This window comes from Klebsiella sp. Q2 (assembly GCF_009900705.1).
GTDB lineage: Bacteria > Pseudomonadota > Gammaproteobacteria > Enterobacterales > Enterobacteriaceae > Klebsiella > Klebsiella quasipneumoniae.
Window position 1 is genome coordinate 756,395 of sequence record NZ_JAAABE010000001.1, and the last position, 17,245, is coordinate 773,639.

Annotated in this window: 11 protein-coding genes; 5 read left to right on the forward strand and 6 right to left on the reverse strand. The window is 59.0% G+C overall.

Annotated features, from left to right (window positions below):
- Window positions 1-65: 65 nt before the first annotated feature.
- From serS to lrp, 5 genes are all read right to left on the reverse strand, one after another.
- Complete coding sequence (serS, locus tag GT756_RS03810; protein WP_004201371.1) at window positions 66-1,358, reverse strand: serine--tRNA ligase; 1,293 nt, start codon at window positions 1,356-1,358, stop codon at window positions 66-68.
- A 91-nt stretch (window positions 1,359-1,449) separates the two neighbouring features.
- On the reverse strand, window positions 1,450-2,793 hold the full coding sequence (gene rarA, locus GT756_RS03815) for a replication-associated recombination protein RarA (RefSeq protein ID WP_004201370.1): 1,344 nt from the start codon (window positions 2,791-2,793) through the stop codon (window positions 1,450-1,452).
- Window positions 2,794-2,801: 8 nt separating this feature from the next.
- The gene (gene lolA, locus GT756_RS03820; RefSeq protein ID WP_004201368.1) at window positions 2,802-3,413 is read right to left on the reverse strand and encodes an outer membrane lipoprotein chaperone LolA; all 612 of its coding nucleotides are present in this window, start codon (window positions 3,411-3,413) and stop codon (window positions 2,802-2,804) included.
- A gap of 122 nt (window positions 3,414-3,535) precedes the next feature.
- Window positions 3,536-7,774: a DNA translocase FtsK gene (ftsK, locus tag GT756_RS03825; protein ID WP_160124561.1), complete on the reverse strand. Its 4,239-nt coding sequence runs from the start codon at window positions 7,772-7,774 to the stop codon at window positions 3,536-3,538.
- A 135-nt stretch (window positions 7,775-7,909) separates the two neighbouring features.
- Window positions 7,910-8,404, reverse strand: coding sequence for a leucine-responsive transcriptional regulator Lrp (gene lrp, locus GT756_RS03830; RefSeq protein ID WP_000228469.1), 495 nt, complete (start codon window positions 8,402-8,404; stop codon window positions 7,910-7,912).
- 532 nt (window positions 8,405-8,936) lie between these two features.
- On the opposite strand from lrp, the gene trxB reads away from it, so the two are divergent.
- From trxB to infA, 5 genes are all read left to right on the forward strand, one after another.
- The gene (gene trxB, locus GT756_RS03835; RefSeq protein ID WP_004201366.1) at window positions 8,937-9,905 is read left to right on the forward strand and encodes a thioredoxin-disulfide reductase; all 969 of its coding nucleotides are present in this window, start codon (window positions 8,937-8,939) and stop codon (window positions 9,903-9,905) included.
- A gap of 114 nt (window positions 9,906-10,019) precedes the next feature.
- Window positions 10,020-11,786 (forward strand): cysteine/glutathione ABC transporter permease/ATP-binding protein CydD, encoded by a 1,767-nt coding sequence (gene cydD / locus GT756_RS03840; RefSeq protein ID WP_160124562.1) that lies wholly within the window; start codon window positions 10,020-10,022, stop codon window positions 11,784-11,786.
- The gene (cydC, locus tag GT756_RS03845) at window positions 11,787-13,508 is read left to right on the forward strand and encodes a cysteine/glutathione ABC transporter ATP-binding protein/permease CydC (RefSeq protein WP_017899436.1); all 1,722 of its coding nucleotides are present in this window, start codon (window positions 11,787-11,789) and stop codon (window positions 13,506-13,508) included.
- Window positions 13,509-13,547: 39 nt separating this feature from the next.
- Window positions 13,548-14,252 carry a leucyl/phenylalanyl-tRNA--protein transferase gene (gene aat, locus GT756_RS03850; RefSeq protein ID WP_017899435.1) on the forward strand — a complete coding sequence of 235 codons (705 nt, stop codon included), beginning with the start codon at window positions 13,548-13,550 and terminating at the stop codon, window positions 14,250-14,252.
- Window positions 14,253-14,602: 350 nt separating this feature from the next.
- Window positions 14,603-14,821 (forward strand): translation initiation factor IF-1, encoded by a 219-nt coding sequence (gene infA / locus GT756_RS03855; RefSeq protein WP_001040187.1) that lies wholly within the window; start codon window positions 14,603-14,605, stop codon window positions 14,819-14,821.
- A 123-nt stretch (window positions 14,822-14,944) separates the two neighbouring features.
- On the opposite strand, the gene clpA is transcribed toward infA, so the two are convergent.
- Window positions 14,945-17,224, reverse strand: a complete 2,280-nt coding sequence (gene clpA, locus GT756_RS03860; protein WP_004201360.1) for an ATP-dependent Clp protease ATP-binding subunit ClpA — start codon at window positions 17,222-17,224, stop codon at window positions 14,945-14,947.
- Window positions 17,225-17,245 lie beyond the last annotated feature (21 nt).

Consider the following 17,245-nt stretch of genomic DNA (forward strand, 5'->3'; position numbering starts at 1 on the left):
TTGCCCGGTATCAATAAGGGTGTAAAAAAAGCGCCCGCAGGCGCTTTTAAGGGAGATGGTAAAAATTAACCGATATATTCGAGGCCGCGCATATACGGGCGCAGGATTTCCGGGATCTCGATACGGCCATCGGCCTGCTGATAGTTTTCCATCAGCGCCACCAGCGTACGACCAACCGCCAGGCCAGAACCATTCAGGGTATGAACGAGACGGGTCTTCTTGTCGGACTTGCTACGGCAGCGAGCCTGCATACGACGCGCCTGGAAATCCCAGACGTTAGAGCAGGAAGAGATCTCACGGTAGGTGTTCTGCGCCGGGACCCACACTTCGAGGTCATAGGTTTTGCAGGCGCTGAAGCCCATATCGCCGGTGCACAGCGCGACCTTACGGTACGGCAGGCCCAGCAGCTGCAGCACTTTCTCGGCGTGGCCGGTCATCTCTTCCAGCGCCGCCATGGAGTCTTCCGGACGGACAATCTGCACCATCTCAACTTTATCGAACTGGTGCATACGGATCAGACCGCGGGTGTCGCGACCATAAGAACCCGCTTCGGAACGGAAGCACGGCGTATGGGCGGTCATTTTGATCGGCAGATCGTCTTCATCGATAATTTCATCACGCACCAGGTTGGTCAGCGGCACTTCCGCCGTCGGGATCAGCGCGTAGTTGCTGCTGTCAGCCTCTTCTTCCAGCGGACGAGTATGGAACAGGTCGCCGGCGAATTTCGGCAGCTGGCCGGTGCCATACAGGGTGTCCTGGTTTACCAGGTACGGGACATAGTTTTCGCTATAGCCATGCTGTTCAGTGTGCAGATCCAGCATGAACTGCGCCAGGGCGCGGTGCAGACGGGCCAGCTGGCCTTTCATCACCACGAAGCGCGAACCGGTGAGCTTAACGGCGGCGGCAAAATCCAGCCCGCCGTGCATTTCACCCAGCGTCACGTGATCGCGCACGTCAAAATCGAACTGGCGCGGCGTGCCCCAGCGGCTGACTTCAACGTTGTCGTTTTCGTCACGGCCAACCGGCACGTCATCGTGAGGAATATTCGGGATCGCCAGCGCGATATCGCGGATTTCCGCCAGCAGCGCTTCAAGCTCGGATTTTGCGGCATCCAGCTGTTCGCCGAGTTTGTTCACTTCCAGGCGTAATGGCTCGATGTCTTCCCCGCGCGCTTTCGCCTGGCCAATGGATTTCGATCGGGAGTTGCGCTCCGCCTGCAGGTTTTCCGTTTGCACCTGCAGAACTTTACGACGCTCTTCAAGCGCGCGAAGTTTATCTACATCCAGCTTAAAGCCCCGGCGTGCCAGTTTTTCTGCGACTGCGTCTGGCTCGGTACGCAGCAGATTGGGATCGAGCATGCTTATCCTGTGCTTATCGAATTAAAAAAAGAAAAGTGGCCGCAGGCTACGGCCACGGAAATAGTGTAATAACCTTACCGCAACGCCTCAATTAGCGGTAGCGTTTTATCGGGCTATTTTGATCCTGTTCAGCAAGCCAGGCGAGCTTTTCGCCAATTTTACCCTCAAGCCCCCGGTTTGTCGGGTGATAATAGCGCGTTTGCGCCATTTCCTGCGGGAAGTACTGCTCGCCGGCGGCGTAGGCGTTAGGTTCGTCATGAGCGTAGCGATACTCCTGTCCGTAGCCCATCTCTTTCATCAGCTTCGTCGGCGCATTGCGCAGATGCACCGGAACGTCATAGTCCGGACGGTCTCGCGCATCGGCCAGCGCCGCTTTAAAGGCGGTGTAGACCGCATTGCTCTTCGGCGCGCAGGCCAGATAGACAATAGCCTGGGCTATCGCCCGTTCGCCTTCCGCCGGCCCGACGCGGGTGAAGCAGTCCCACGCCGATATGGCCACCTGCATCGCCCGCGGGTCGGCGTTGCCGACGTCTTCCGAGGCAATCGCCAGACAACGGCGGGCAACATACAGCGGATCGCCCCCGGCGGTGATGATCCGCGCGTACCAGTAAAGCGCCGCGTCCGGCGCGCTACCGCGCACCGACTTATGCAGGGCGGAAATCAAATCGTAGAAACGGTCGCCTTTATTATCAAAGCGCGCGCTGCGCTCGCCGGCGATCTCGGTCAGCAGTTCCGCCTTCAGCACCCGCTTGCCCGCATCATCGCTCTCGGCCATATCGGCCATCATTTCCAGGGTATTCAGCGCCCGCCGCGCGTCGCCGTTTACCAGTTCGGCGATGGCCCTGCGGGTCTCATCCGGCAAAACGATATCCTGGCCGCCGTAGCCGCGGGTTTTATCGTTCATCGCCTGGTCAAGCACCCGCTCGATATCGTCGGTAGTGAGCGATTTCAGTAAATAGACGCGGGCGCGGGAGAGCAGCGCTGAGTTAAGCTCAAAGGAAGGGTTTTCGGTGGTCGCGCCAATAAAAGTGATAGTGCCATCTTCAATATGCGGCAGAAAGGCATCCTGCTGGCTTTTATTGAAGCGATGCACTTCGTCAACAAACAGAATCGTTCGTCGGCCGGCGTTGCGATTCTGCCGCGCGCGCTCAATGGCCTCGCGGATCTCTTTCACCCCGGAGGTCACCGCCGAGATCCTTTCGACATCGGCGCTGGCATAACGGGCGATAACTTCCGCCAGGGTAGTCTTGCCGGTACCCGGCGGCCCCCAGAGGATCATCGAATGCAGGTGCCCGGCTTCGATCGCCCGCGGCAGGGGTTTGCCCGGCGCCAGCAGGTGCTGCTGGCCAATATACTGCGCTAAATTTTCTGGCCGCATGCGAGCGGCCAGAGGTTGAAACGCGTTGTCGGAAAAATCGAGCGACAGATTGCTCACTTTCGCCTCTACTTACGTTGATCGTCTACCGTCACCCCTTTCGGCGGCGTAAAGGTGAACTTAGATGCGTCGACGGCGCCGTTCTGCTGCGATTTCAGCTGATAGCTGCTGCGCTGATCGTCCTGCTCGACGGCGCTGAACTGATGGATGGTGCCGTCCCGACCAACGTTGATCGTGAACTGCTTCAGGTTGCCGCTGCCGCTTTTCGGCGTCAGCACAAAATCATCGCCGTTTTGTTTGATATTGTACTGCTGCCAGTCGCTGGACTGGTTGCGGGCAATCAGCATAAACGGCGTGTTGCTGGTGGCGTCTTTCAGCCAGGTCGCCGTGGCCTGCTCGACGAACGGGTTATAGAACCACAGGGTTTTACCATCCGAAACGAGGACGCTCTCATCCGGCTGGGTCATATGCCAGTTAAACAGATTCGGGCGTTTTACCCACAGGTCGCCCTGTCCGTCCTGCACGGCGTTGCCGCTGCCGTCGGTGACTTTTTGCGTGAAGCTGGCATGGAAGCTGCTCACTTTATCAAGACGGCTTTTTAAGTCACTGGCCGCATCTGCCCAGACCTGGCTGACGACCATACCAGACAGTAATGCACAGGTGATTGCGAGTTTTTTCATTGTTCTTCCTTAATGTGCGTCACTCCCGACGCGGGAGCCTCTTCTGCCCCTAATGTAGGACCGCCGACGGCGGCGGGACAGAAGAATTGGCTGATTTTGCGCTTATTTACCCAACTTTGCACTCATTCAAAGGGCGGCGGCGCCAGTACTTCGCGGTTACCGTTATGGCCCTGCTCGCTGACAATGCCCTGCGCTTCCATCTGTTCGATGATACGCGCGGCACGGTTATAGCCAATGCGGAACTGGCGCTGCACCCCGGAAATCGACGCTTTACGCTTCTCGGTCACAAAGCTGACCGCCTGATCGAACAGTGGATCCAGCTCTTCACCGCCGTCGAAACCGCCGCCGCCGCCTTCGCTTTCGCTGTCGGAGGTAATGCCGTCAACATACTGCGGACGACCGCGGGCTTTCCAGTCCTGAACCACAGCGTGGACTTCCTGGTCGCGAACAAACGCCCCATGGACGCGCACCGGCGTGGTGGAGTTCGGCCCGGAGTAGAGCATATCCCCCATCCCCAGCAGCGATTCCGCACCGCCCTGATCGAGAATGGTACGCGAGTCAATTTTACTCGACACGGTAAAGGCGATACGCGTCGGAATGTTGGCCTTAATCAGACCGGTAATGACATCCACCGACGGACGCTGCGTCGCCAGCACCAGGTGGATCCCCGCCGCACGCGCTTTCTGCGCCAGGCGAGCGATCAGCTCTTCCACCTTCTTACCGACGGTCATCATCAGGTCGGCGAATTCGTCCACCAGCACCACTATGTACGGTAGCTTTTCCAGTACCGGGTGCACGGCGTCCATACTGTCGCCTGGCTTCCAGTATGGATCCGGGATCGGACGGCCCATGCGTGCCGCTTCAGCAATCTTCTCGTTATAGCCCGCCAGATTACGTACGCCCAGCGCCGACATTAGCTTGTAGCGACGCTCCATCTCGTTGACGCTCCAGCGCAGCGCATTGGCGGCGTCTTTCATGTCGGTGACCACTTCCGTCAGCAGATGCGGAATACCTTCGTAGACCGACAGCTCGAGCATTTTCGGGTCGATCATAATGAAACGCACATCTTCCGGCTGCGCTTTGTAGAGCATGCTGAGGATCATGGCGTTGACGCCGACTGACTTACCGGAACCGGTGGTACCGGCCACCAGCAGGTGCGGCATTTTCGCCAGATCGGCCACCACCGGATCGCCGGCGATGTCTTTACCCAGCACCACGGTCAGCGGCGACGGGTTATCACGGAACTTGCTGTTGTCGAGCACTTCACGCAGGTAGACGGTCTGGCGCTTTTTATTCGGCAGCTCAAGCCCGACATACGGTTTACCCGGGATCACTTCCACCACGCGCACGGCGACCGTGGACAGCGAACGCGCCAGATCCCGTGACAGGTTAGAGATTCGCGCCGCTTTGACGCCAGGCGCCAGATTCAGTTCGAAGCGGGTGATCACCGGCCCCGGCGAGTAGTTCACCACATCCGCTTTAATGCGGAAATCGGCGAGTCGCGCTTCCACCAGTCGTGCCATCTGCTCAAGAGCAAAGGTATCGACCGGCTCGACTTCACTGGGCGGCGGCGTGAGCAGATCCAGCGACGGCAGCGGCGTTGTCGGCTTTTGCAGCGGTCGACTATCGCCATTGCGCATCAGCAGCGGGTGGATCAGGCTCTCCTGCGGCGCAGGCGCGGCAGGCTGGTGCCCCTGTGGGGCAACCGGCTGTTGCTGCTGCACGGGCTGCGGCGCAGTCTGGTAAGGCTGCTGCGGCACTGGCCGAGGGTGTACCGGCTGGTGCTGCGCAGGTTGATAACCCTGCTGCGGAGCGGCGGCCGGTTGTTGATAGTGCTGGGCTGGCTGCTGCGGCTGTACTTCCGGTGTCGGCGTAAACAGCGGCTCGCTCGGACCCTCATTGACCAGCGTTTTCATCGGCGAGAATTCATAATCCGCCGGCGAGAACGGATTAGCGCCCGGCGGCTGCTCGGAGGCGTAGCGCTGCTGCTGGGTGGCGGCAAACTGGCGCGCCAGCTCCGCTTCCGCCGCGGCATCGGCGTCATCGTCATCAGTCGCGTTATCGTCTTCCCAGCGATGGCCATAGCGCTGCTGTTGAGTGGCGGCGAACTGGCGAGCCAGCTCATCCTGCTCCATAGCATCCGCTTCCTCATCCGAGAGCAGCTCATCATCATAATGGGGGTCGCGCTCGGCCTGCCGCGCGCGCTGTTCAGCTTCCCGCTGCGACGGTAGCTTGATGCCGTAGGAGGCCAGTTCCCGACGCGTCGGGACGCGAACGCGATTTGGCCGCGGTAGTTTTGGACCAATGCCCTCTTTCACCTGGACCCGCGGTCCGCTGGAGGCCGGGCTGAACAATGGCGCTGTCGCTGCGGCCGCGGCGGTCGCCGTCTTCGCAGCGGCTGCGCCGCCGCTGGCAGCCGTTGCCTGATGCACTCCTGCCGCCACCGCAGAAACTACGGTTGACTCCACGGGCGGTTTGGACGGCGAGGCGGGCGGCGTCAGCGGTTTGGTGGCGATCGGACTTTCCGGCTCCGGAATAGGCTGATACCAGGAAGCCAGCAGCTCGCGTTCGCGCGCCCGCTTCTCTTCCACTTCCTCGAAATAATAGAGCGGCGGACGTTTCACTTCTTCCTGCACGACCTCAGGCTCTGGCTGCGCGGCAGGTACCGGCGCGGGCTCAGGCTGATACGCCTGCGGCGCAGGCTGACCGGCATGCGGATCGTAAGCCGGCTGCTGATAGGGTGCAGGCTCGGGTTGATAGCCCTGCGGCGCAGGCTGAGCAACATGTGGATCGTAAACCGGCTGCTGATACGGCGCCGGCTCTGGCTGATACCCCTGCGGCGCAGGCTGAGCAACATGTGGATCGTAAACCGGCTGCTGATACGGCGCCGGCTCTGGCTGATACCCCTGCGGCGCAGGCTGGACGGCATGCGGATCGTAAACCGGCTGCTGATACTGCACTGGCTCAGGCTGATACGCCTGCGGTGCCGGCTGACCGGCATGCGGATCGTAAACCGGCTGCTGATACGGCACAGGCTCGGGTTGATACCCCTGCGGCGCAGGCTGACCGGCATACGGATCGTAAACCGGCTGCTGATACGGCGCAGGCTGGCCGGCATACGGATCGTAAACCGGCTGCTGATACTGCACTGGCTCAGGCTGATACGCCTGCGGTGCCGGCTGACCGGCATGAGGAGCATAAGCAGGCTGCTGATACGGTGCCGGCTCTGGCTGGTAGGGCTGCGGCGGGTAACCAGCTTCCGGCTGATAAACCGGCGCAGCGCCCTGATGACCAGCCGGTGATTCGGCCCACGGCTGCGGCGCGGCAGTGGCCGCCGCCGCTGCGCCCACCGGCTCAGCGATACTCTGGCCGTTCAGCAACGGATCGTAAGGGTCGTAATCGCCCGGGCGCGCGGCGCTGGCGCCGGAGAACAACACATCATTCTCGGCGGGACGCGCGGCGCTGGCGCCGGAAAACAGTACATCGTCGGCGGCAACAGGCGCACCGCTGGCGCTGTACTGCACTGCCTCTTCCCCGTCATCCATCCGTTTGCCGGAGAAAAGCGCCGCGTCGGTTTTACGCCCCATGGGGTTGGTAAACTTCTCAGCGAGACGTTTACGCCGCGCCAGTGCGCTGCGCAAGATACGGGCGCGACGCGACTCCTGGGGGGTTGCCGCCTCTTCGTCGTCGTACTCTTCATCGTCGTCTTCGTATTCGCCTTCATCGACCCAGGTATCATCCCGACGGGTACGATTGCTGGCAAAGGTGAGTACGGACAGGATGCCGCCGCCCAGTTTTTCCGCAATGCTGACCCACGACCAGCCGGTAAACAGCGTCAGGCCGGCCGCCCAGATGCACAACAGCGCGATGGTGCCGCCGCTGCTGTGCAGCAGCGGTTGCAGGGTGGTGCTGAGCAGGCTGCCAATCACCCCGCCAGAGGCGAAGTACCAGATATCATCGGCGTTAATCGCCGCCAGACCGCAGGAGGTCAGGATCAGGGCTAGCGCACCGATGAGGCGCAGCGAAACGGCGAAATAATCAATATATTCGTCATTTTCCTGATGCCGCCAGGCAAACCAGCATCCGCCGATGATGATCACCGGGATGGTGTAGGCCATGACGCCAAAAATGAAAAAGAGGGTATCGGCAAGCCACGCGCCGGGGGCGCCGCCTAAATTATGGATAGGCTCATGCCATGCCGTTTGCGACCAGCTTGGGTCCGAGGGGTTAAAGCTCAGTAATGCCGCCATCAGCCAGATGGCGAAGAGGGAGCAAAGGATGAGCATCGCCTCGAGGAGTCGGCGCCCGCTGCTGAGTTTGGTAAGTTTGACTTCTTTGTCTTCGGTGTATTCCTGGCTCAAGAAAGGCTCTCCAGGTATCAGGCTGTTTCCTGCCTGCTGCTAAAACGGACAACAGCGCCGGGTCTCCCCGGCACTGTTGCTGTATGGATTAACAGGAGTGTAATCAAACTACGTCGAGTTTGCACCTGTTCCGTGTTAGCGCGTCTTAATAACCAGACGATTACTTTGCTTGACTTCTTCCATTACCACATAGGTACGGGTGTCGTTAACGCCCGGCAGGCGCAGCAAGGTCTCGCCCAGTAATTTACGATACGCTGACATATCCGGTACGCGGGTTTTCAACAGATAGTCGAAATCACCGGAAACCAGATGACACTCTTGAATTTCTTCAAGTTTTTGCACTGCGGCGTTAAATTGCTCAAACACATCCGGTGCGCCACGATTCAGAGTAATCTCAACAAATACCAGAAGTGATGCATCCAGATAATGCGGGTTGAGCAGCGCCGTATAGCCCTGAATAAAACCCTGTCTTTCAAGACGACGCACACGCTCAAGGCAAGGCGTCGGAGAAAGTCCCACCCGTTTAGAAAGCTCGACGTTAGAAATTCGCCCATCTTTTTGCAATTCATTCAGGATGTTACGATCAATGCGGTCGAGATCTTTGCCAGGGCGCTTCTTGCTATCTACCATTATTATTGTCTCTCTGTATTCCTTCCCTACTCCTGTTCCGGCTCTGTGCCTTCACTGCCAGAGCCCATCCTGTTATTACCCGTACGACATTGGGTAACCCAGGGGTACGTGAGAAGCCCGTTGCCTGACGGCAGTCACCGACATCACGCATGGCGTCTGTCCACACCATGCGTAGATTTCGTTAACCCGGATAAAAATGGCATTTGCGTGCATGAAAATTCGCCGCACGCCAAATACTGCTTTTCTTCTTCCTTGAATGTTTTCGCAAAAGCACAGGGGATTGTCAAAGCAAAACATCGATTTTTAGTACAAGATGCCAGATATTCATCATCTACCCTGGTTGATTCTCATTTTTTCGTCTTATAATTGTCCCGCCAACAGTAGAAATAGTTATATTCCTTGCCGGGAAAATCGCCAATTCATCGGCCGCTTCTATTGCACACATCGTTAACAAAATCGCTGCGCTCTTTTTTTACGACAACAAATTCCCTACAATCCCAGCCCAATGTATGCCAATTATTATGGGGATCTCATGGGCACAGCCAAACACAGTAAACTGCTTATCCTTGGTTCTGGACCTGCGGGATACACCGCGGCGGTCTATGCCGCACGCGCCAACCTGCAGCCGGTGCTGATCACCGGGATGGAAAAAGGCGGTCAGCTGACCACCACGACGGAAGTGGAAAACTGGCCAGGCGATCCGAACGATTTGACCGGTCCGCTGCTGATGGAGCGCATGCACGAGCATGCCACGAAATTTGAAACCGAGATTATTTTCGACCATATCAGCCGCGTCGATCTGCAAAACCGGCCGTTCCGTCTGACCGGCGACAGCGGCGAATACACCTGTGACGCGTTGATTATCGCCACCGGCGCTTCCGCCCGTTACCTGGGCCTGCCTTCCGAAGAAGCCTTCAAGGGCCGCGGCGTTTCCGCCTGCGCCACCTGTGACGGATTCTTCTATCGCAACCAGAAAGTGGCGGTGATCGGCGGCGGCAACACCGCGGTTGAAGAGGCTCTGTATCTGTCAAACATCGCCTCTGAGGTACACCTTATCCACCGTCGCGATTCCTTCCGTGCGGAAAAAATCCTCATCAAACGCCTGATGGACAAAGTGGAAAGCGGCAACATCGTGCTGCATACCGATCGCACCCTCGAAGAGGTGACCGGCGACCAGATGGGCGTCAGCGGCCTGCGTCTGCGCGATACCAAAAACAGCGACAACGTCGAGTCCCTGGAAGTAGCCGGTCTGTTTGTCGCCATCGGCCACAGCCCGAACACCGCCATCTTTGAAGGTCAGCTGGAGCTGGAGAACGGCTACATCAAAGTGCAGTCCGGTATCCATGGCAATGCGACCCAGACCAGCATCCCGGGCGTGTTCGCCGCCGGCGATGTGATGGACCATATTTATCGTCAGGCAATCACCTCCGCCGGCACCGGCTGCATGGCGGCGCTGGACGCTGAACGTTACCTCGACGGTCTGGCTGACGCCTGCAAATAATCTTTACAAGTCAGTAACAAAGGTAAAGAAGGCGACGAAAAGTCGCCTTTATTTTTGCCGCGATGTAACATTGCCGTGCCCAATATTCCGATAACGACACCTGCAAAGCGCGCAATGAATAAAACCCGTCAACAAGAGTTAACCCGCTGGTTAAAACAGCAAAGCATTATCTCCCGTCGCTGGTTGATGATTTCCCGCCTCCTTGGCGTGGCGAGCGGTCTGCTGATCGTGGCGCAGGCCTGGTTCCTGGCGCGGATCCTGCATCGGATGGTGATGGAGAATATTCCTGCGACCGCCCTGCTGCTGCCGCTAACCCTGCTGGTGCTGACCTTTGTGCTGCGCGCCTGGGTGGTCTGGCTGCGTGAACGGGTCGGCTTTCAGGCCGGGCAGCATATTCGCTATGAAATTCGCCGCCAGGTGCTCGACCGCCTCCAGCAGGCGGGCCCGGCGTGGATCCAGGGCAAACCGGCTGGCAGCTGGGCTACGCTTATCCTCGAGCAGATCGACGATATGCATGACTATTATGCCCGCTACCTGCCGCAAATGACGCTGGCGGCCTGCGTGCCGCTGCTGATCGTCATCACTATTTTCCCGATAAACTGGGCCGCCGCGCTGATCCTCCTCGGCACTGCGCCGCTGATCCCCTTGTTCATGGCCCTGGTTGGGATGGGCGCCGCCGATGCCAACCGGCGTAATTTCCAGGCGCTGGCCCGCCTCAGCGGCCACTTCCTCGACCGCCTGCGCGGCATGGAAACCTTGCGTATTTTTCACCGCGGTCAGGCCGAAACGGATAATATTCGCGACGCCTCGCAGGATTTTCGCCAACGCACCATGGAAGTCCTGCGCCTGGCGTTCCTCTCCTCCGGGGTACTGGAATTTTTCACCTCGCTCTCCATTGCGCTGGTAGCGGTTTATTTCGGCTTCTCATACCTTGGCGAGCTTAACTTCGGCCACTATGGCGCGGGCGTCACGCTGATGGCGGGCTTCCTGACGCTGATCCTCGCCCCGGAGTTTTTCCAGCCATTACGTGACCTGGGCACCTTCTACCATGCCAAAGCCCAGGCCGTCGGCGCTGCGGACAGTCTGAAAACGTTTATGGAAACCCCATTGACCCAGCTGGAGCGTGGCGAAAAAACCTTAAATGACAACGATCTGATTGGCGTGGAAGCGCGCGATCTGCTGATCAAATCTCCCGAAGGGAAAGTCCTCGCCGGGCCGCTGACCTTTTCACTGCCTGCAGGCGCGCGGGTGGTGCTGGTGGGGCAGAGCGGCTCAGGGAAAAGTTCACTGCTGAACACCCTGCTCGGCTTTTTGCCCTATGAGGGTTCGCTGAAGGTCAATGGCATGGAGCTGCGAGAGCTGGACGCCGATCGCTGGCGTCGCCTGTTAAGCTGGGTGGGGCAGAATCCCCAGCTTCCTGCCGCCACGCTGCGGGAAAATGTGCTGCTGGCGTGGCCGGAAGCCAGCGATGCCCAGCTTCGACTGGCGCTGGACAAGGCCTGGGTGAGCGAGTTTATCGCTCTGCTGCCGGATGGGATCCATACCGCCGTGGGCGATCAGGCGGGCCGTCTGTCGGTCGGCCAGGCGCAGCGTATCGCGGTCGCCCGCGCGCTGTTGGTGCCGTGCCGCCTGCTGCTGCTGGATGAACCCGCCGCCAGCCTCGACGCCCATAGCGAACAACGGGTCATGCAGGCATTGACCCACGCCTCGACCCAGCAAACCACGCTGCTGGTTACCCATCAGCTTGAGGGACTGGCGGACTGGGATGCCGTCTGGGTGATGCAGGACGGACAGATTATCGAACAAGGCGACTACGCCACGCTGGCCCGCGCCGGCGGAGTCTTCTCGGCGCTGCTGGCCCATCGTCAGGAGGAGATTTAAATGCGCGCGCTCTTACCCTATCTGGCACTGTACAAACGCCACAAATGGATGCTGCTGCTCGGCATCGTACTGGCTATTGTGACCCTGCTGGCCAGTATCGGCCTGCTGACGCTCTCCGGCTGGTTTCTCTCCGCCTCTGCGGTGGTGGGCGTCGCCGGGATCTACAGTTTTAACTATATGCTGCCCGCCGCGGGCGTCCGCGGCGCAGCGATTATCCGGACCGCCGGACGCTACTTCGAGCGTCTGGTCAGCCACGACGCCACCTTCCGCGTGCTACAGCACCTGCGCGTCTTCACCTTCAGCAAACTACTCCCCCTCTCTCCGGCGGGGCTGGCGCGCTTTCGCCAGGGTGAACTGCTCAACCGCGTGGTAGCCGACGTCGACACCCTGGATCATCTCTACCTGCGGGTCATTTCGCCGCTGGTCGGCGCGCTGGTGGTGATTGTGGTGGTGACCTGCGGATTAAGCCTGCTCGATGTCACCCTCGCGCTAACGCTCGGCGGTATCATGCTGGTGACCCTGCTGGTTATGCCGCCGCTGTTCTATCGCGCCGGTAAACCGGCCGGAGAGAGTATGACCCAGCTGCGCGGCCAGTATCGGCAACAGCTTACCGCCTGGCTGCAGGGCCAGGCGGAGCTGATGGTGTTTAACGCCAGCGACCGCTATCGCGCGCAAATGGAAAAGACCGAGCTCAGTTGGCAGGAGGCGCAGCGTCGCCAGGCCGAGCTGACCGCGCTTTCGCAGGCGCTGATGCTGTTGATCGGCGGTATCGCCGTGGTGGCCATGCTCTGGCTGGCCTCAGATGGCGTCGGCGGCAACAGTCAGCCCGGGGCGCTGATCGCCCTGTTCGTCTTCTGCGCCCTGGCGGCTTTCGAAGCCCTGGCGCCCGTCACCGGCGCTTTCCAGCATTTAGGTCAGGTGATCGCCTCCGCGCTGCGGATCTCGCAGATCACTGACCAGCAGCCGGAAGTCTCCTTCGTCGAGGGCGAGGCCTGCAAGCCTGCGCAGGTGGCCTTAGATTTCAGGCAGGTCACCTTCCGCTACCCGCAGCAGCCCTCCCCCGCTCTGGAGAACATCTCCCTGCAGATTGCCGCCGGGGAACATATTGCTATTCTTGGCCGAACCGGCTGCGGAAAGTCGACGCTGTTGCAGTTACTCACCCGCGCATGGGATCCGACACAGGGTGAAATATTGCTCAACGATCAGCCGCTGTCCGGGCTCAGCGAAGCCACCCTGCGGCAGTCAATGAGCGTGGTACCGCAGCGCGTGCACCTGTTCAGCGCCACCCTGCGCGACAACCTGCTGCTGGCGGCGCCTGAGGCTGATGACACTCTGCTCTGCGCCACCCTTGAGAAGGTAGGCCTGGAAAAACTGCTGGAAGATGGCGGACTCAACGGCTGGCTGGGCGAAGGCGGACGCCAGCTTTCCGGCGGCGAACTGCGCCGGCTGGCCATTGCCCGCGCGCTGCTCCACGATGCGCCGCTGATGCTGCTGGACGAACCGACAGAAGGTCTGGATGCGGCCACCGAAAGCCAGATCCTGCATCTGCTGGCGGAAGTCTTACGCGAGAAAACCGTGCTGATGGTCACCCACCGCCTGCGAGGCCTGGCGCGTTTTAATCAGATAATAGTCATGGACAACGGCCAGATAATTGAGCAAGGTAGTCACGCGGAGCTGCTCGCTAAACAGGGCCGGTACTTCCAGTTTAAACAGCGTCTGTAGGCTATTATCTAATTTTTGCTGATGCGTATTGAGGTTAAAATGCGTCTGGTTCAGCTCTCCCGGCATTCTATCGCCTTCCCTTCTCCGGAAGGCGCCCTGCGTGAACCTAACGGCCTGCTGGCGCTCGGCGGCGATCTGAGCCCCGCGCGCCTGCTGATGGCCTATCAGCGTGGTATTTTTCCCTGGTTTTCCCCCGGCGACCCGATCCTCTGGTGGTCGCCCGATCCCCGCGCGGTGCTCTGGCCGGAACAGTTCCATCTCAGCCGCAGCATGAAGCGCTTTCATCAGCGTTCGCCCTACCGCGTCACGCTCAATCACGCCTTTGGCGAGGTGATAGAGGGCTGCGCCAGCGATCGTGACGAAGGCACCTGGATAACCAGCAGCATCGTTCGCGCCTACCACCAGCTGCATGAGCTGGGGCATGCCCACTCCATTGAAGTCTGGCAGGAGAATACTCTGGTGGGGGGAATGTACGGCGTGGCACAGGGGGCGCTGTTTTGCGGCGAGTCGATGTTCAGCCGGGCGGAAAATGCCTCCAAAACCGCGCTGCTGGTATTTTGCCAGGACTTTGCGCAGAGCGGCGGTAAATTAATTGACTGTCAGGTGCTGAACAACCATACCGCATCATTAGGCGCGGTGGATATTCCCCGCCGCGATTATCTGGACTATCTGTCAGTATTACGCGGCTACCGTCTGCCCGAGCGATTTTGGGTACCGCGGGTGCTATTTCCGGGCGGACAATAAAATGTTTTCAGCACATTTTGCGTCAGGATGGTATAATTGCGCGGTAGAGTAGCTTCTGCCTGTTGCCCCGCCGCCGTTTGGGAATAATAAGAGTCAGATAACGCCCATCGTTCTGTCACTCCCCTTTACGTTTGCGCCTGTCACGCGGCATGGCCGTGTGTGTCCCGGGCAATGCGCCAAAACTACTTCGGCGATTCATACCCGTCATATTTCCATTGCCGGCGTGCTGACTGCGCGCCTTGCGGCAAGGTGAATGATTCAGGGTAGACACGTAAAACTTTACTTACATGATGAACTTCGGCATTATCTTGCCGGTTCAAAACTACGGTAGTGATACCCCAGAGGACTAGATGGCCAAAGAAGACAATATTGAAATGCAGGGCACCGTACTTGAAACGTTGCCTAACACTATGTTCCGCGTAGAACTGGAAAACGGTCACGTGGTAACCGCGCATATCTCCGGTAAAATGCGTAAAAACTACATCCGCATTCTGACGGGCGACAAAGTGACTGTTGAGCTGACCCCGTACGACCTGAGCAAAGGCCGCATTGTCTTCCGTAGTCGCTGATTGTTTTCGCCCTTAAGGCGTCAGATGCTGAAGGCCGGGATAATTCCCGGTCTTTTCATTTCTACCGCCAGCAGGCAAAAAAAAACCGGCCCCTGGCCGGTTTTTTACATTGAAGATATCGCCTTAATGGGCGGCTTCCGGTTTGTGCTTCGGCGCGCTCTGGAAGTCGTAGGTCAGCGTATTTTTCGCGCTGTCCAGAGAGACCGTCACCTGCCCGCCGTCGACCAGCGAGCCAAACAGCAGCTCGTTCGCCAGCGGTTTTTTCAGGTTGTCCTGAATGACGCGTCCCATTGGACGTGCCCCCATTGCCCGGTCGTAGCCTTTTTCCGCCAGCCAGTCGCGCGCTTCCTGGCTGACTTCCAGGGAGACGCCTTTCTGATCCAGCTGAACCTGCAGCTCGACGATAAACTTGTCGACAACCTGATGGATCACCGTGGTGGAGAGGTGATCGAACCAGATGATGTTGTCGAGACGGTTACGGAACTCCGGCGTAAAGATCTTCTTGATCTCATCCATTGCGTCCGGACTGTTGTCCTGCTGGATAAGGCCAATCGATTTACGCTCGGTTTCCCGCACCCCGGCGTTGGTAGTCATCACCAGCACCACGTTGCGGAAGTCCGCTTTACGTCCGTTGTTATCGGTCAGCGTGCCGTTGTCCATCACCTGCAGCAGCAGGTTGAACACGTCCGGATGCGCTTTTTCGATCTCATCGAGCAGCAGCACCGCATGCGGATGTTTAATCACCGCATCGGTCAGCAGCCCGCCCTGGTCGAAGCCGACGTAGCCCGGAGGCGCCCCGATTAAACGACTGACGGTATGACGTTCCATATATTCGGACATATCAAAACGCAGCAGCTCAATACCCAGCGCCTTCGCCAGCTGCACGGTCACTTCGGTTTTCCCCACCCCGGTCGGCCCGGCGAACAGGAATGAACCCACCGGCTTGTGCTCATGGCCCAGCCCGGCGCGCGCCATCTTGATGGCTTCCGTCAGCGCCTCGATGGCCTTATCCTGACCAAAGACCAACATTTTCAGTCGATCGCCAAGGTTTTTCAGCGTATCGCGATCGCTGCGGGAGACGCTCTTCTCAGGGATCCGCGCAATGCGCGCCACCACGGACTCGATATCCGCCACATTGACCGTTTTCTTACGCTTGCTGACCGGCATTAAGCGCGCCCGCGCCCCCGCCTCGTCAATTACGTCAATCGCCTTATCCGGCAGATGGCGATCGTTAATGTATTTCACCGCCAGCTCAACCGCCGCACGCACCGCCTTGGCGGTATAACGCACATCGTGGTGCGCTTCGTACTTCGGCTTCAGGCCGTTGATAATCTGGACGGTCTCTTCCACCGACGGTTCGGTAATATCGATTTTCTGGAAACGGCGGGCCAGCGCACGATCTTTTTCAAAGATGTTGCTGAACTCCTGGTAAGTGGTGGAGCCAATCACCCGGATCTTGCCGCTGGAAAGCAGCGGTTTGATCAGGTTAGCCGCATCGACCTGGCCGCCAGACGCCGCTCCCGCACCGATGATGGTGTGGATCTCATCAATGAACAGGATGCTGTTGGTATCCTGCTCCAGCTGTTTCAGCAACGCTTTAAAGCGTTTTTCAAAATCGCCACGGTATTTCGTCCCGGCCAGCAGAGAACCAATATCAAGCGAGTAGATGGTGCAGTCAGCCATGACTTCCGGCACATCGCCCTGCACAATACGCCAGGCAAGGCCTTCGGCGATGGCGGTTTTACCGACGCCGGATTCCCCCACCAGCAGCGGGTTATTTTTACGCCGACGGCACAGGACCTGAATGGCGCGCTCCAGCTCTTTTTCACGGCCGATCAGGGGATCGATGCCGCCAACGCGAGCAAGCTGATTGAGGTTGGTGGTGAAGTTTTCCATACGTTCCTCCCCGCCGGCTTGCTCTTCATTGCCAGGCTGGCTTCCGCTGTTATCGGAAGACTGGCTCGGCTCATCTTTGCGTGTACCATGAGAAATGAAGTTCACCACATCGAGTCGGCTCACTTCATGTTTACGCAGCAGGTAGGCGGCCTGCGACTCCTGCTCGCTGAAAATGGCCACCAGCACGTTGGCGCCGGTCACTTCGCTGCGGCCAGAAGATTGCACGTGGAAAACGGCGCGCTGCAGCACACGCTGGAAGCTCAGCGTCGGCTGGGTGTCGCGCTCTTCTTCCGTGGCTGGCAGGACGGGTGTGGTTTGTTCGATGAAGGCTTCAAGTTCCTGACGCAATGCCACCAGGTCCACTGAACACGCTTCCAGGGCCTCACGGGCCGAGGGATTGCTTAGCAGAGCCAGCAGCAAGTGCTCGACGGTCATAAACTCATGACGGTGCTCGCGCGCTCTGGCGAAAGCCATATTTAAACTGAGTTCCAGTTCTTGATTGAGCATAGGCACCTCCCCCAATTTTCA

What these genes read in the sequence shown, in the direction of transcription:
- lolA (WP_004201368.1), bottom strand. Translation starts at nt 3,413, where the DNA reads ATGAAAAAACTCGCAATCACCTGTGCATTACTGTCTGGTATGGTCGTC.
- clpA (WP_004201360.1), bottom strand. Translation starts at nt 17,224, where the DNA reads ATGCTCAATCAAGAACTGGAACTCAGTTTAAATATGGCTTTCGCCAGA.
- lrp (WP_000228469.1), bottom strand. Translation starts at nt 8,404, where the DNA reads ATGGTAGATAGCAAGAAGCGCCCTGGCAAAGATCTCGACCGCATTGAT.
- serS (WP_004201371.1), bottom strand. Translation starts at nt 1,358, where the DNA reads ATGCTCGATCCCAATCTGCTGCGTACCGAGCCAGACGCAGTCGCAGAA.
- infA (WP_001040187.1), top strand. Translation starts at nt 14,603, where the DNA reads ATGGCCAAAGAAGACAATATTGAAATGCAGGGCACCGTACTTGAAACG.
- cydD (WP_160124562.1), top strand. Translation starts at nt 10,020, where the DNA reads ATGAATAAAACCCGTCAACAAGAGTTAACCCGCTGGTTAAAACAGCAA.
- trxB (WP_004201366.1), top strand. Translation starts at nt 8,937, where the DNA reads ATGGGCACAGCCAAACACAGTAAACTGCTTATCCTTGGTTCTGGACCT.
- cydC (WP_017899436.1), top strand. Translation starts at nt 11,787, where the DNA reads ATGCGCGCGCTCTTACCCTATCTGGCACTGTACAAACGCCACAAATGG.
- aat (WP_017899435.1), top strand. Translation starts at nt 13,548, where the DNA reads ATGCGTCTGGTTCAGCTCTCCCGGCATTCTATCGCCTTCCCTTCTCCG.